This window comes from Streptomyces sp. PsTaAH-124 (assembly GCF_000373685.1).
Taxonomy (GTDB): domain Bacteria; phylum Actinomycetota; class Actinomycetes; order Streptomycetales; family Streptomycetaceae; genus Streptomyces; species Streptomyces andamanensis.
In genome coordinates, this window is the sequence record NZ_KB892183.1 from 37,735 (window position 1) to 52,670 (window position 14,936).

10 protein-coding genes are annotated in these 14,936 nt (G+C 75.4%); 4 read left to right on the forward strand and 6 right to left on the reverse strand.

Annotated features, from left to right (window positions below; all coding sequences use genetic code 11):
* Positions 1 to 71 precede the first annotated feature (71 nt).
* The 4 genes from B086_RS0126065 to B086_RS0126080 are packed head-to-tail and all read left to right on the forward strand — an operon-like array spanning position 72 to position 4,193.
* Positions 72 to 1,160: an ABC transporter permease gene (locus B086_RS0126065; protein ID WP_026252777.1), complete on the forward strand. Its 1,089-nt coding sequence runs from the start codon at positions 72 to 74 to the stop codon at positions 1,158 to 1,160.
* The gene (locus B086_RS0126070) at positions 1,157 to 2,143 is read left to right on the forward strand and encodes an ABC transporter permease (RefSeq protein ID WP_018569381.1); all 987 of its coding nucleotides are present in this window, start codon (positions 1,157 to 1,159) and stop codon (positions 2,141 to 2,143) included. Before B086_RS0126065 ends, B086_RS0126070 begins: the two co-directional genes overlap by 4 nt.
* Positions 2,140 to 3,159: an ABC transporter ATP-binding protein gene (locus B086_RS0126075; RefSeq protein ID WP_018569382.1), complete on the forward strand. Its 1,020-nt coding sequence runs from the start codon at positions 2,140 to 2,142 to the stop codon at positions 3,157 to 3,159. The genes B086_RS0126070 and B086_RS0126075 overlap by 4 nt, the downstream gene beginning before the upstream one ends.
* Entirely contained in the window at positions 3,156 to 4,193 is a 1,038-nt protein-coding gene (locus B086_RS0126080) for an ABC transporter ATP-binding protein (RefSeq protein WP_018569383.1), read from the forward strand. Before B086_RS0126075 ends, B086_RS0126080 begins: the two co-directional genes overlap by 4 nt.
* 71 nt (positions 4,194 to 4,264) lie before the next feature.
* Here the strand turns inward: B086_RS0126080 and B086_RS0126085 are convergent, their stop codons facing one another.
* The 6 genes from B086_RS0126085 to infB all read right to left on the reverse strand — a co-directional run bounded on the left by B086_RS0126085 (position 4,265) and on the right by infB (position 14,823).
* Positions 4,265 to 5,221, reverse strand: a complete 957-nt coding sequence (locus B086_RS0126085) for a bifunctional riboflavin kinase/FAD synthetase (RefSeq protein ID WP_026252778.1) — start codon at positions 5,219 to 5,221, stop codon at positions 4,265 to 4,267.
* Between the two features lie 181 nt (positions 5,222 to 5,402).
* Entirely contained in the window at positions 5,403 to 9,395 is a 3,993-nt protein-coding gene (locus B086_RS0126090; protein WP_018569385.1) for a trypsin-like peptidase domain-containing protein, read from the reverse strand.
* Between the two features lie 310 nt (positions 9,396 to 9,705).
* Entirely contained in the window at positions 9,706 to 10,611 is a 906-nt protein-coding gene (gene truB / locus B086_RS0126095) for a tRNA pseudouridine(55) synthase TruB (RefSeq protein WP_018569386.1), read from the reverse strand.
* Positions 10,608 to 11,069 carry a 30S ribosome-binding factor RbfA gene (rbfA, locus tag B086_RS0126100; RefSeq protein ID WP_018569387.1) on the reverse strand — a complete coding sequence of 154 codons (462 nt, stop codon included), beginning with the start codon at positions 11,067 to 11,069 and terminating at the stop codon, positions 10,608 to 10,610. Before rbfA ends, truB begins: the two co-directional genes overlap by 4 nt.
* 117 nt (positions 11,070 to 11,186) lie before the next feature.
* A complete protein-coding gene (locus tag B086_RS0126105) occupies positions 11,187 to 11,483 on the reverse strand; it encodes a DUF503 domain-containing protein (protein WP_018569388.1) in 297 nt (98 codons plus the stop codon).
* A 247-nt stretch (positions 11,484 to 11,730) separates the two neighbouring features.
* Complete coding sequence (gene infB / locus B086_RS43185) at positions 11,731 to 14,823, reverse strand: translation initiation factor IF-2 (RefSeq protein WP_078531200.1); 3,093 nt, start codon at positions 14,821 to 14,823, stop codon at positions 11,731 to 11,733.
* Positions 14,824 to 14,936: the final 113 nt, after the last annotated feature.

Genomic DNA, 14,936 nt, shown 5'->3' on the forward strand with positions numbered 1-14,936 from the left:
CGGCCGGGGAACAGGGCGTGCAGCCGTGAACAGGACGACGACCGCGACCACGTGTACAGGTGCAGGTGCTCATGACCACTGAAGCGACATCCTCACCGGCCGGGGGCGCCGCCGTCCCCGGCCGGGCGGGGCCCGCGCCGGCGGACGGGGGACGGACGTCCGGGCCGGGGCGGCGGCTCACCGGCGGCGGCTATCCGCGGTATGTGGCGGGCAAGCTGGCCGGGGCCGCCGTGTCCCTGCTCGCCGTCCTCGTCACCAGCTTCTTCCTCTTCCGGCTGATCCCGGGCGACCCGGTGAAGTTCATGACCGGGGGCCGCCCGGTCTCGGCCGAGCAGATCGCCGTCTACCGGCGCGAGTTCGGGCTCGACCTGCCGCTGTGGCAGCAGTTCACGCACTACTGCGGCAAGGCGCTGACCGGGGACCTCGGGACGTCGTACCAGTTCCGGGCGCCCGTCGTGGACAAGATCACCGAGGCGCTGCCGAACACCCTGCTGCTCACCGGCACGGCGTTCGTGCTCTACACCGCGCTGGGCGTCTTCCTCGGCACCCGCTCGGCGTGGCGGCACGGCAGGCTGGGCGACCGGCTCAACACCGGGCTCGCGCTGACCCTCTACTCCATCCCGTCCTTCTGGCTGGGCCTGCTGCTCATCATCGTCCTGTCGGTCGGCGTGGGCCCGGTGCCGGGCCTGTTCCCGACCGGCGGCATGGAGTCGGGCGGCAAGGAGGGCTTCGCCTACGCCGTCGACGTCGCCCACCACCTCGTCCTGCCGGTGGTGACGCTGGTCGCCGTCGAGTACGGGCAGACGCTGCTGGTCACCCGGTCGGCGCTGCTGGACGAGATGGGCGGCGACTATCTGACGACGGCGCGGGCCAAGGGCCTGCGGGACGACCTCGTACGCCGCCGCCACGCCGTGCCGAACGCACTGCTGCCGACCGTGACGCTGATCTTCGTCAATCTGGGGCGGACCGTGGCCGGTGTCATCCTGGTCGAGACGGTCTTCTCCTGGCCGGGGCTCGGCGGGCTGTTCTACCAGGCGCTGAGCGTGCCCGACCTGCCGCTGGTGCAGGGGCTGTTCTTCGTCTTCGCCGCGGCGGTGATCGTCATGAACACCCTCGCCGACCTGCTGTATCCGCTGCTCGATCCGAGGGTGGGCCGATGACCGCCGAGACCACCGAAGCCGCCGACTCCCCGGAGGCTTCCGGGGACGACCGCACTCCCCCGGACGCCGCGACCGGCGGGAAGCCGGCCGCGCCGGGGCCGCGCGCGCTGGCGTGGCGGCGCCGCCGGGCCTCCGCGGCGCGCTTCTGGAAGGAGTACCGCAGGCATCGCGCGGGTGTGGTCGGGCTCGCCGCGCTGGTGCTGTTCGCGCTGGTCGCGCTGACCGCGCCGCTGACCGTCGGCTCGGACGTGGAGAGCGTGACCGACGCGCCGGGCCGGCCGCTGGAGAGCCCCAGCGGCCACTTCCCGCTGGGCACCGACCAGTTCGGGCGGAACCTGCTGGGCCTGGTGATCTGGGGATCGCGGGTCTCGCTGCTCGTCGGACTGCTGGCCGCCGTGCTCTCCGTGGCGATCGGGGCGCTCATCGGGGTCACCGCCGGGCACTTCCGCGGCTGGTACGCCACCGTGGCGATGCGGGTCACCGACTGGTTCCTGGTGATGCCGACGCTGGTCCTCGCCATCGCGCTCGCCACGGTGCTGTCCCGCTCGCTCGGCACGATCGTGCTCGCGATCGGCGTGACCACCTGGCCGACCACCGCCCGCCTCGTGCGGGCGCAGACACTGGCGGTGGAGTCGCGGCCGTACATCGAACGCGCGAAGGCGCTCGGCGGCGGCCACTGGCACATCATGTCCCGGCACGTGCTGCCGAACGTCATGCCGCTGGTGCTCGCGCAGACCACCCTGATCATCTCCTCCGCGATCCTCGCCGAGGCGACCCTGGCCTTCCTCGGCCTCGGGGACCCGACGGTCGTCTCCTGGGGCGGACTGCTCCAGGACGCCCGGGAGGCGGGGGCCGTCAGCTCCGGCGACTGGTGGTACCTGGTGCCGCCGGGCATCGCGATCGCGGTCGTGGCGCTGGCGTTCACGCTGTGCGGGCGCGCGGTGGAGGCCGTACTCAACCCCAGGCTGGGGGTGTCCCGTTGACCCTGCTCGACGTACAGGACCTGGAAGTGACGTACCCGGGCGGAGCCGCCGCCGTGCGCGGGGTCGACCTGACCCTGGGCGCGGGCGAGAAGCTCGGCATCGCGGGCGAGTCGGGCTGCGGCAAGTCCACGCTGGCGCTGGCCCTGCTGCGGCTGCTGCCGGCCGGGGCCCGCACCGGCGGGCGGATCCTGCTGGACGGCGAGGACGTCCTCGCCATGAAGTGGGGCCGGGTGCGAGCGGTGCGCTGGGCGGGGGCGTCGATCGTCTTCCAGGGCGCGATGCACTCCCTGAACGCCGTGCACCGCGTCGGCGACCAGATCGCCGAACCGATCCTGCTGCACCGCGGGGCGACCGCGGCCGGTGCCCGCAAGCGGGCCGGTGAGCTGCTGGAACAGGTGGGGCTTCCGGCGGCGCGGGCGTCCGCCTATCCGCACGAGCTGTCCGGCGGCCAGCGCCAGCGCGTCATGATCGCGATGGCGCTCGCCTGCGACCCGCGGCTGATCATCGCCGACGAGCCCACCACCGCGCTGGACGTGATGATCCAGGCCCAGATCCTGCGCCTGATCGAGGAGCTGGTCAGCGAGCAGGACGTGGGCCTGATCATGATCAGTCACGATCTCGCCGTACTGGCCGACACCTGCGACCGGCTCGCCGTGATGTACGCGGGCCGGGTCGTCGAGGAGGGCCCGGCCCGCCAGGTCTACGAGGACGCCCGGCACCCCTACGGCAAGGCGCTGTCGGGGGCGTTCCCGAGGATCGGCGACCCGGCCTCGCGATTCGCGCCGCGCGGGCTGCCCGGCGACCCGCCCGACCCGACGGCCGTGCCGCCCGGGTGCGCGTTCCGCCCGCGCTGCACGGTCGCCCTGGACCGCTGCGCGGCCGAGGACCAGACGCTGCGGGAGGCGGGCGCGGGACGGCGGGCGGCGTGTGTGCACGTGGGGCCGGAGGCGGGCACCGGGACGGCCGGGAGCGCGGCGGCCGCGCAGGACGAGGGACTGAGGAGCAGCACCGCATGACGACCACCACATCCCCGCTGCTGAGTGTCGAGGGGCTGCGTGTCGCCTTCCCCGGACGGCACGGCGCGCCGACCGCGCGGGCCGTGGACGGGGTGGACCTCGACATCCGGCGGGGCGAGATCGTGGCGCTGGTCGGCGAGTCCGGCTGCGGCAAGACGACGCTGGCCCGGTCCCTGCTCGGGCTGGTCCCGCCGACCGCGGGCCGGGTCACCTTCGACGGGGCGCCGCTGGCGTACTCCTCACGCGCCCTGAAGGCGTACCGCAAGCGGGCGCAGCTGGTTCTCCAGGACCCGAGCGGCTCGCTCAACCCGCGGCACACGGTGTACGACGCCGTCGCCGAGGGCCTGCGCATCCACGGGCACCCGGGCGACGAGCGGGCCGCGGTCGCCGGGGCCCTGGCCCGCGCCGGGCTGCGCCCTCCCGAGCGCTTCTTCCTGCGCTATCCGCACGAGCTGTCCGGCGGGCAGCGCCAGCGGGTCGTCATCGCGGGTGCGCTGGTCCTAGAGCCGGAACTGCTCGTCGCCGACGAACCGGTGGCCTCCCTCGACGCGTCCGTGCGCGGCGAGATCCTCGCGCTGCTGCTGCGGCTGCGCACCGAACTCGGGCTCTCCGCACTGGTGGTGACGCACGATCTGGGGCTGGCCTGGAACATCGCCGACCGGGTCGCGGTGATGTACCTCGGCCGGATCGTGGAGACGGGCGCGGTGGAGCAGGTGCTGACGGCGCCCCGGCATCCGTACACCCAGGCGCTGCTGTCCGTCCTGCCGGAGGCGCCGGGCGCCCCGGTCGTCCTCACCGGCGAGCCGCCCGACCCCTCGCGGATCCCCGCGGGCTGCCGGTTCCACGCCCGCTGCCAGATCCTGGCGGGCGGCGAGGCCGAACGCGCGGGGGTCGCCGACGCCTGCCGCGGCCAGGACCTGGAGATCCTGCACGGCGGCGGCACGAACCAGGTCGCCTGCCACTGGGCCCGGACCCGGCCACAGGAGGAGACGGCGGCGGAGGCCGGGACCGGGGCGGCCGAACCTCCCGGGTGAGGGCCCCGGCCCGCGGGCACCCGGGTGAGGGGCCCGGCCCGCGGGCGCCTGCCGCCCGTGCGCGGGACGGCTCAGACCTGCCGGTCGTCCGCCGCGATGATCTCGCGGCACTTCTTGACGTCCTCGGCCATCGTCTCCAGGAGGGCGTCCAGGGAGTCGAACTTGGCCTGGCCGCGCACGAAGGCGAGGAAGTCCACGGCGACGTGCAGGCCGTACAGGTCGAGGCCGACGCGGTCGATCGCGTACGCCTCGACGGTGCGCTCGGTGCCGTCGAACTGCGGGTTGGTGCCGACGGAGACCGCGGCCGGCATCACCTCGCCCTGGGCGTGCAGATAACCGGCGTAGACGCCGTCGGCGGGGATCGCGGTGTGCGGGAGCGTCTCCACGTTGGCCGTGGGGAAGCCCAGCTCCCGGCCGCGCTGGGCGCCGCGTACGACCACGCCCTCCACGCGGTGCGGACGGCCCAGGATCTCGCGGGCGCCGCCGACGTCCCCCTCGGCGACCAGACGCCGGGTCAGGGTGGAGGAGAACGGCTCGCCGCCGCCCGCCGCGCCGGTGACGTACAGATCGACGACCTCGACCTCGAAGTCGTGGAGCTTGCCCTGCTCGGCGAGGAAGTCCACGGTGCCCGCGGCGCGGTGGCCGAAGCGGAAGTTGGGGCCCTCGACGACCGCCTTGGCGTGCAGCCTGTCGACCAGCACCTTGACGACGAAGTCGGCCGCGGACAGCTGCGAGAACACCGTGGTGAACGGCAGGACGAGCACCGCGTCCACGCCCAGCTCCGCCATCAGCTCGGCGCGGCGGTGGTGGGGGGCGAGCAGCGGCGGGTGGCTGCCGGGGCGCACCACCTCGCTGGGGTGCGGGTCGAAGGTGACGACGACGGAGGGCACGCCCAGCTCGCGGGCGCGGTTCACGGCGTGCTCGATGATGAGCTGATGGCCGCGGTGGACCCCGTCGTAGGACCCGATGGTGACGACGCTGCGCCCCCAGTCCTGGGGGATGTCCTCCAAGCCACGCCAGCGCTGCACTGTGACCGCTCCTCGTCGAACCCGTGTCCTTGTTGGCCGGATGCCGCCCGGATTGCCGTCACCCGGGTCGACCTGCCGCCTTGTCCGCAGGTCTAAGGGTGCCATGCCCGGCCCGCGCCGCCCGCATCGGCATGGGCCCTGTGACCGGGTGCACGTGAGCGGCGGGCGTGCGCGGCGGGCGTCAGACGGGGACCGGCGGGACGGCCGTCGGCGGCGGGACGGGGGCCGCTGCCCCGGCCGGCTGCTTCTCACGGGTCCTGCGGGCGCCTGGGCCCACCAGGGCGGCCCAGTCGTACGGTGCGCCGGTGAGCCAGCCGGCCAGCCGCGCGGCGAAGCCGGGGACCTCGCGGCCCAGCTCCGCGAGGGCCCGGTCGAAGACGGCCGCGCCCTGCGGGGTGCGGACGAGCAGCAGCCCGACCCGGTGGACGAGGAGCCGCAGATCCTCCTCGGCGCCGGGCGCGGCGGCGCGCAGCACCGTGTCCAGCACGCCCGGGTCCGTCTCGCGGGTCAGCAGCAGATCGAGCAGTTCCCGGCGCGGCACGCGGGACGCCGGGGAGCCGGGCGTGGCGAGGACCGCGCCCAGCGCCGAGCGCAGCGCGGCGGGGCCGCCCGCAGGGCTGTCCGGGCAGTCGGGGCTGTCGGGGCCGCTGTTCTCCAGGAGGGCGGTGAGCAGCGGGAACAGTATCGCGCGGGCGCCCGGCCCCTGGTCGAGGCGCCGGTCGACGTACGCCGCCACGGCGGCGGCGGTGTCCGGTGCCCGTGTCACCGCGTCCCGGACGACGGCGGCGACGCGCCGGGCGAGCCCCGGTGTGGTGGCGTCGGCGAGGGTGCGCAGCGCCTCGGCAGCGCCGGGGCCGTGCCGCAGCCGTTCGCCGAAGGCGGCGAGGACCGCCTCGGGGTGGGTGGCCAGCGCGGAGGTGAGCGCGTCGGGCGGCAGGTGGGCGTCACCGGCGGCGAAGTGCCGCAGCGCCTGCGGGAGGTGCCGGGCGCGGGTCGCCGGGTCGGCCACGAGCAGGGTCAGCGCGCCGCCGTGCAGGGCGGTGTCGGCGGGACGGACGAGCACGGCGCGGGCGGCGCCGCTCAGCAGCGCGCGGTCGGAGTCGGCGCGGACGTGGGGCACGGTGCGCAGTGCCTGCGCCACCGCCGTGGCGCGCCGGTCGGGGCGTTCGTCGTGCGCCCAGCGGACGACGGCCCGGCACAGGAGGGCCGGTTCCTCCTCGGCGAGCGCGGTCAGCAGTTCGGCGGCGCGCGGGTGCGGGCAGTCGGCGAGCGTCTCGATGAGAGCGTCCGGGTCCGGGTCGCGATGGGCGTAGAGGAGCGCCTGGGCGGCCGTGGCCACGGTGGCGTGCGGCGCGGCGGGCAGGGGCCGCTCGTCGTCGAACCAGCGGGTCAGATGTGGCCGCACCGTGGCCGGTTCGGCGACGAGGAGCCGGGCGACGGCGTCCAGATAGCGGAGCGGACGCGGGCCGTCCGCAACGGCGCCGGTACCGGTCCCCTGCGGGGAACCGGACGCCTGCCCAGGGCCGGACTCCGGCGCGGGGCCGGGTGCGGACGCCTGTGCCGCCGGGTGGGCGGCGGGCGCCTGCGCGGGGTGGCCGGTGGCGGGCGTCCGCGCCGGGCCGGTGGTGGCGTCCGCCGGTCGGCCGCCGGTGTCCGGGCACCGCGCGGGATCTGCACGCACCTCCCGCGCGGGACCGGCGACGGCGACAGGGCCGGGCTCCTGTGCCGGGCTGTCGCCCAGGAGCAGGCGGCGGAGCAGGTCGCAGCGGTCGGTGGCCGACAGGTGCAGCGCCGCCCAGAAGCCGGGTCCGAAACCGCTCGGCACCGGGAGGCCGCACTGCCGCCAGACGCCGATCCGGTCGGCGAGCAGCCGCAGCACTCCGGCGTACGGCGTGGCGTCCGTGACGCGCCGCAGGACACCGGCGAGCAGCCGGGACGCCCACCACGAGTGCGGGTCGCCGTCCAGGGCGCACATCAGCTCCTCCAGCCGGACGGCGAGGCGGCGCGGGCCGTGCTGGCGGGCGAGCAGGAGCAGCGCCTGGACGACCGGGCCGATGCGGTGGTGCGGCACGGGCAGCGGGCGGCGCGGCTCGCCGGGGATGTGCCGCCGGTGCACCAGGACGCGCAGGGCCTCGTCCAGGTCGAGGTGGCCGCCCTGGATCCAGTCGGCCAGCTCCTCGTGGGCGAAGCGGTAGCCGTCACCGGCCGGGACGATCAGGCCCTCGGTGAGGACGGCCGACGCCCAGCCGGTACCGCCGCCCAGGCGCGCGGGGGCGGGGCCCCACGGGAACACCTCCTCGAACGCGGCCCGGTCCAGCTCCCCCTGCCCGGGGCCGAGGCTGCGCCGGGCGGCCTCGTGCACCTGGCCGGAGACCCGGGCCGCGAGGCGGCGGACGGCGGTGCCGCGCAGGTCGTTCTCGGCGGCCAGCCGGACGGCGACGCGCAGGCACATCAGGTCCAGGTGGGCCGCGAGGACGTCGGCACGGTCGAGGCGGGGGTGGCCGCCGGTGCCGGGCAGCGCCGCGCGCACCTCGGCCAGCAGCCGGAGCGTGAGGGGGTGGCGGGCGTCGGCGTCGGCCAGGGCGCCGTCCGGGATCCGGTACCGGGCACGGGCCGTACGCGCCTCCTCGGGACGCAGGTCCCCGAGCCGCAGGCAGGCCGCGGAGGGATCCGCGGGGCCGCCCGCCGCCGTGTCGGCCCCCGCCGCCTCCCAGTACGCGTCCCGGCAGGCGATCACCAGCCGCGCCCCCGTGCCGCGCAGCCAGCGGGCGGTGCCCTCGGTCCACTCGGCGAGCCGGTCCGCCAGGGCGGACGGCATCTCCTCGGGGCCGTCCAGGAGGAGCAGCAGCGGCCGCCCCTGGGCGCGGGCGAGGTGGGCGAGCCGCTCCGGGGTGAGACCGGCGAGACCGGCCGGCAGCGGTGCCCGCGCGGCCGAGACGATGCGGGCCGCCCGCTCCAGCGCCCGTCCGGCCGCGTCCGCCACCGAGGTGTCGGCGCCGTGCAGGTCGGCGCCGCGCAGCCACAGGGTGGGCGCGGGGGCGTCCCCGCGGGCGCGGCGCCCGGCCAGCGCCGCGAGTTCGGTCGTACGGCCGCTGCCGGGCGGCCCCACCAGGCCGAGCACCACCGGTGCGGCCACTGGCCCGGCCACCGGTGCGGCCCCCGGTCCGCGCCCGAACGCGTCCAGTTCGCGGGCCACCGCGGGCCGCTCGACCGGCGGCCCGTACGGGGCGGTCGCCGGGGCGGGCGGATGGTACGGATGGTCCGGGAGGGCGCCTCGCGGGGCCTCCTGGGCGACGGAGGTGGCCGTCAGTTCCAGGACACCCGCCAGGTTCAGATCGGGGCCGTAGGCGGGGACGGTGGCCGCGTTGCGGGCGAGCAGGTCGGCCAGGGGGCCGTCCGGGCCTTCCGGGCCGTCGCCCGGCGGCAGCGGTACCGCGAAGCCGGAGGCGCGGGGGCCGGAGCAGAGCGCCGTGCCGAGCACGGCGGCCACGGCGCCGGTCTCCGGGTCGAGCACCGGTCCCCCGGCGGCTCCACCGCCCGGCCGCAGGGCGTCCCGGCCCGCGGTGCCGATGGCGAGCTCCAGGACGCCGTCCAGGTGGTGGGAGCGGCCGTCGGCGGGGTAGGTGGCGGTGGCCGTGTCCAGGACCCGGGCCTCGCGCCAGCCGCCGGCCGCGATCCGCACATAGCCGCCGGCCCGCACCCGGCCGGGCGCCGCCACCGGCAGCGGCGCGAGGTCCAGGCCCTCGGTCCGCACGAGCGCGAGGTCCAGGCCGGGCAGCTCGGTCACCGCGTCGGCCCCCACGACGCGGGAGCGGCCGTCCGCGCCGTGCGGGTGCAGCACGAGGGCGCTGAGACCGGCCACCGTCTCGTGGCTGGTGATCACGGTGCCGTGGTGGTCGGCGGCGAAGCCGGTGCCGCGCGGGCGTCCCGCCAGGTCCCTGACGTACACCAGGGAGGCGTCCAGGACGCGGTCGCGCGCCCCGGCGGCGGCCGAGGGTCCGGGAGGGGGCTTCGGAGCGGCGGTCAGGGCGGAAGCGACCCCGGCAGCGGCCCCCGCCACCGGCCCGCGCGGCGGCGCGGGCCGCAGGGCGTGCCTGCCGCCGCGCCGTCCGCCGGGCGCGCCGCCGGACACGCCGGACACGGCCTCCGGCCGCGGCTCCCGTGCTGCCGCCATGGTCCGACCTCCCCGCCCGTGCCGCGGTGCAGCCGCGCCCAGTGCCTGTCGCGTCCCCGTCGACATGTCGATCTCGTCCCGGTTCCGCCCTGTCCCCGACGGTAGGCGCGAAACGATCAGCGGGAAAGATCGTGAGGCGAACGCGCCCCCTGCGCCCCCGCGGTTCACTCCGAGCGCCTGCACGGTCGGGTGAATATCCGGGGGTCCCCGGATACCGGCCCGGAGCGGGGGAAGCGAGCGCCCCCGTGGAGCGGCGGCCGGGGGGACACCCCGTGTCCACCGCTCCACGGGGGCGGAGGCGGGCGGCCGGTCAGGCGAAGACGGCCAGGCTCTTGGCCTTGCCGCGCTCCTCCTCGACCAGCGCGAGGAAGCGCCCCTCGGGGTCGAAGACGGCGACGGGCCCGCCGCCCGTGTACTCCTCGGGCATCTCCAGGCGCACGCCGTTGCCGAGCAGCCGGGCGCGCCGGGCGTCGATGTCCCAGCGCCGGAAGGCGGCGGTGGCCGCGTCGGCGACCGGCATCACGGTCAGCTCCTGCTGGAGCTGGTCGAGCGTCCGGGCGCTGTCCAGCTTGTACGGCCCGACGCGGGTGCGCCGCAGCGCGGTGAGATGGCCGCCGACCCCGAGGTCGGCGCCCAGGTCGCGGGCGAGGGCGCGGATGTAGGTGCCCGAGGAGCAGACCACCGAGACCACCAGGTCGAGCACCGGGGTGCCGTCCTCGGCGACGGCCTCGCGGACGTCGTACACCGTGAAGGAGGACACGGTCACCGGCCGGGCGGGGATCTCGAACTCCTCGCCGTCGCGGGCCCGCTTGTAGGACCGCACGCCGTTGATCTTGATGGCGCTGACCTTCGACGGCACCTGCATGATGTCGCCGGTGAGCTTGGCGACGGCGGTGTCGACGGCCTCCCGGGTGACATGGGAGGCGTCCGCGCAGGAGGTGATCTCGCCCTCGGCGTCGTCGGTGACCGTGTTCTGGCCGAGCCGGACCGTACCCAGGTACTCCTTCTCGGTCAGCGCGAGGTGGCCGAGGAGCTTGGTGGCCCGCTCCACCCCGAGGACGAGGACCCCGGTCGCCATGGGGTCGAGGGTGCCGGCGTGGCCGACGCGGCGGGTCCTGGCGATGCCGCGCATCTTGGCCACGACGTCGTGCGACGTGAAGCCCGACGGCTTGTCGACGATGACAAGGCCGTCGGGCGGGGTGGGCTTGCTGGTCATTCGGTGCTGTCGTCCGTCTCGTCGGTCGCGTCCTCGGACCCGGGCTTGCGGTACGGGTCCGCCTCACCGGCGTAGGCGGCGCCCGCGGAGGCCTCGCGCACCTTCTCGTCGGACTGGCGGGCCCGGTCGAGGAGGCCCTCGATGGTCCGGGCGTTGTCCGGGAGGGCGTCGGCGACGAAGGCCAGGGTCGGGGTGAACTTCACCCCGGCGGCACGGCCGACCTCGGAGCGCAGGATGCCCTTGGCGCTCTCCAGTCCGGCCGCCGCGGCCTTGCGCTCCTCGTCGTCCCCGTAGACCGTGTAGAAGACCGTCGCCTCCCGCAGGTCGCCCGTGACCCTGGTGTCCGTGATGGTGACGTGCGAGCCGAGCCGCGGGTCCTTGATCCCGCGCTGGAGCTTCTGGGCCACCACCTCTCGGATGAGGTCCGCCAGCCTTTTCGCCCGCGCGTTGTCGGCCACTGGTCCGTCTCCCGTTCTTCTTGTCGCTTCTTGCTGCTGCGTTTCGTGGTGTGGTGCGGTGGGTGCGGTCGGGGCCGCCGCCCGCCGATCAGGTCCGGACCGGACCGGACCGGTCTTCTAGTCGTCGTCCTCGCCGTGGAAGCGCCGTCTGGCGGACAGCAGCTCCACTTCGGGGTGCCCGGCGACCAGCCGCTCGCACCGGTCGAGTACGTCGGTCAGGTGCGCCGCGTCCCCCGAGACCACGGCGAGGCCGATGACGGCCCGCCGGTGGAGGTTCAGGTGGTCCACCTCGGCCGCGCTCACCGCGAACTTCCGCTGGAGCTCGGCGACGATCGGGCGGACGACGGAGCGCTTCTCCTTCAGCGAGTGGACGTCGCCGAGGAGGAGGTCGAAGGACAGAGTCCCCACGTACATGTGTGTCCGGGTTGCCCGCCGGTACGGGATCGATGGTCCTGCCGTCGATACGGGCAGGGACATCAAGAACGGTACCGCGATCCGGCCGGTGGCTCGACGGGGTTTCCCGTCCGCCCCCGCGCCGGGCCGCGGTCCGGGGACCGCACGGAGCAGGGGCGCACCACCATGACGGCGGTACGCCCCTGGCGCGCCGCACCGGCCGGCGGGAACCAGGTCCCGTCGGCCGGTGCGGGAATGCCGTGGGGTGTTACACCCGCGGCTTCTCGCGCATCTCGTACGTCGCGATGACGTCGTCGATCTTGATGTCGTTGAAGTTTCCGAGGTTGATACCGCCCTCGAAGCCTTCGCGGATCTCGGTGACGTCGTCCTTGAAGCGGCGCAGGCCCTCGATGTTGAGGTTCTCCGCGATGACCTTGCCGTCGCGCAGGAGCCGGGCCTTGGTGTTGCGCTTGACCTCGCCGGAGCGGATGAGGACACCCGCGATGTTGCCCAGCTTGGAGGAGCGGAAGACCTCGCGGATCTCCGCCGTGCCCAGCTGGACCTCTTCGTACTCCGGCTTGAGCATGCCCTTGAGGGCCGCCTCGATCTCCTCGATCGCCTGGTAGATGACCGAGTAGTACCGGACGTCCACGCCTTCGCGCTCGGCCATCTGCTGCGCACGGCCGACCGCGCGCACGTTGAAGCCGATCACGATGGCGTCGGAGCCCATCGCCAGGTCGATGTCGGACTCCGTGACCGCACCGACGCCGCGGTGCAGGACGCGGATGTCGACCTCTTCGCCGACGTCCAGCTGGAGCAGGGAGGACTCCAGAGCCTCGACCGATCCGGACGCGTCGCCCTTGATGATCAGGTTCAGCTGCTGGACCTCGCCGGCCTTGAGCACCTTGTCCAGGTCCTCCAGGGACACGCGGCGCGTGCGCTTGGCGAACGCGGCGTTGCGCTCGCGGGCGGCACGCTTCTCCGCGATCTGGCGGGCCGTACGGTCCTCCTCGACCACGATGAAGTTGTCGCCCGCACCCGGGACGTTGGTCAGGCCGAGGACCTGGACCGGCGTCGAGGGACCGGCCTCGGCGACGTTGTTGCCGTTGTCGTCGAGCATGGCGCGCACGCGGCCGTAGGCGTCGCCCACCACCATCGTGTCGCCGACCCGCAGGGTGCCTCGCTGGACGAGGACCGTCGCCACGGCACCGCGGCCGCGGTCGAGACGGGACTCGATCGAGATGCCCTGCGCGTCCTGGTCGGGGTTGGCCCGCAGGTCGAGCGAGGCGTCGGCGGTCAGGATGACCGCTTCCAGCAGGGAGTCGATGTGCAGACCCTGCTTGGCGGAGATGTCGACGAACATGGTGTCGCCGCCGTACTCCTCGGCCACCAGACCGTACTCGGTCAGCTGACCGCGCACCTTGGTCGGGTCCGCGCCCTCGACGTCGATCTTGTTGACCGCGACGACGATCGGGACGTCGGCCGCCTTGGCGTGGTTGAGCGCCTCGACCGTCTGCGGCATGACGCCGTCGTTGGCCGCGACGACCAGGATCGCGATGTCGGTCGACTTCGCACCACGGGCACGCATGGCGGTGAACGCCTCGTGACCCGGGGTGTCGATGAAGGTGATCGCGCGGTCCTCGCCGTTGACCTCGGTCGCGACCTGGTAGGCACCGATGTGCTGGGTGATGCCGCCGGCCTCGCCCGCGATGACGTTCGTCTTGCGGATGGCGTCGAGCAGCCGGGTCTTTCCGTGGTCGACGTGACCCATGACGGTCACGACCGGCGGACGGACGACCAGGTCCTCCTCGGTTCCCTCGTCCTCGCCGAACTCCAGGTCGAAGGACTCGAGCAGCTCGCGGTCCTCCTCCTCGGGGCTGACGATCTGAACCGTGTAGTTCATCTCGCCGGCGAGGAGTTGCAGCGTCTCGTCCGAGACGGACTGCGTGGCCGTGACCATCTCGCCCAGGTTCATCATGACCGCGACGAGCGACGCCGGGTTGGCGTTGATCTTCTCGGCGAAGTCGGTGAGCGACGCACCGCGCGACAGGCGAATGGACTCGCCGTTGCCGCGAGGCAGCATCACGCCGCCGACCGACGGGGCCTGCATGGCCTCGTACTCCTGGCGCCGCTGCCGCTTCGACTTGCGACCGCGACGCGCCGGACCGCCGGGACGGCCGAAGGCGCCCTGTGTGCCACCACGGCCGCCGGGGCCGCCGGGACGGCCGCCGAAGCCGGGACGGCCACCGCCGCCGCCGAAGCCGCCGCCACCACCGGGGCCACCGCCACCGGGACGGCCGGCGAAGCCGCCGCCGCCACCGGGACGACCGCCGCCGCCACCGCCGGGACGGCCGGCGAAGCCGCCGCCACCGGGACGACCGGCGCCGCCGGGACGACCCGCACCGCCCGGACCGCGGCCGCCGGGGCCACCGCCGGGACGCGGGCCGGCAGCGGGACGCTGCGGCATCATGCCGGGGTTGGGACGGGGGCCGCCGGGACGGGGACCGCCGGGACCGCCCTGCGGACGCGGCATCGCGCCCGGGGTCGGACGCGGACCGCCCGGGGACTGCGGACGCGGACCGCCGCCCTGGGCGCCGGGCGCCTGCGGACGAGGACCGCCGCCGGGAGCACCGGGGCCGCCGGGACGCTGGCCCTGCGGCCGGGGCGCCTGCGGGCGCGCCATGCCGGTGGAGCCACCGGAGGTGAAGGGGTTGTTGCCCGGACGCGGACCGGCCGGACGGGCACCGGGGCGTGCGCCCTGGCCACCGGGGCGCGGGGCGCCCTGGCCCGGACGAGCCTGGCCCTGGCCCTGGCCGGCACCGCCGGGACGGCCGCCACCGGGCTTGGGAGCACCGGGACGCGCGCCACCGGGGCGCGGGCCCTGCGCGGCGGCCGGGGACGGCGCCGGAGCCGACGGCGGAGCGGTGAACTCCGGAGCGGCGGGCGCGGCCGGGGCCGGACGCGGGGCGGGCTTGGGACCCGGCACCGGACGCGGGCCGGGGGCCTGCGCGGGAGCCGAGGGGGCCGCGGGCGTCTGCGCCGCGGCGGGCTTGGGCGCGGCCGGCGGCCTGGGGGCGGCCGGGCGCTCTCCCGCGGGCCTGGCGCCCTGGGAGGTGCCCCCTGCCGGCGCCGGCGAGGGCGCTGCGGGCCTGGGGGCGGCCTTCTTCGGGGCACCCGGCTTGGCGGACCTGCCGCCGCCGCTGCCCTGCTGGAAGGCGTCGGTCAGTTTGCGTACTACGGGCGCCTCGATCGTCGAGGATGCCGATCGGACGAATTCACCGAGTTCCTGGAGCTTGGCCATGACGACCTTGCTCTCCACACCGAACTCCTTGGCGAGTTCGTATACCCGGACCTTAGCCACTTCGCTCCTTTGAGGTCCGGGTTGCGGCCGGACCGTCGCTAGTTCATGGGCGTACTCATCGCGTACTCATCGAGTGCTCATCGCAATCTCGACCTGCTTTCGACTCGCGAGGT